General features: G+C 46.6%; 1 protein-coding gene. It reads left to right on the forward strand.

Annotated features, from left to right (window positions below; translation table 11 throughout):
* The coding region (lpxD, locus tag R7R24_RS27640; protein WP_318120262.1) for a UDP-3-O-(3-hydroxymyristoyl)glucosamine N-acyltransferase at positions 1–652 on the forward strand (652 nt) is incomplete at both ends.

A 652-nucleotide genomic window follows, 5' to 3' on the forward strand; every position in this document is an offset into this window, starting at 1 on the left:
GTGAGCTATTTGGTGACGAGTCACTCGTCGTTGGCCGTGTAGCTCCAATGGATAAAGCGCAAGAAGGTGACGTGACTTTCTTGTCTAACCCAAAATACGCAAAGCATCTATCTGAATGTAAAGCAACAGTGGTGATGGTGAAGGCAGAGCATAAGGACCAGTGTGCTGGTAATGCACTCGTCGTTGCTGACCCTTATGTTGCATTCGCTCGTGTTGTTCAGGCTATGGATACCACACCAAAACCTGCTGAAGACATTGCACCGAGTGCAGTGATTGCATCCGATGTGAAGATGGGTGAAAACGTTGCAGTTGTTGCAAACGCGGTTATTGAAACGGGGGTTGAACTGGGTGATAACGTTGTTATCGGCGCAGGTTGCTTTATCGGTAAAAACGCGAAGCTGGGGAACAACACCAAGCTTTGGGCTAATGTGACAATTTATCATGAAGTATCATTAGGCGATGACTGTCTGGTTCAATCTGGCACAGTCATTGGCTCTGACGGTTTTGGTTATGCGAACGATAAAGGCGAGTGGATTAAAATCCCTCAGCTTGGTTCTGTGCGCATTGGTAACCGCGTCGAGATTGGTGCATGTACTACGATTGACCGTGGTGCACTTGAAGATACCATTATTGAAGATAATGTGATTCTTGA

It is taken from the genome of Vibrio sp. 704 (assembly GCF_033339295.1).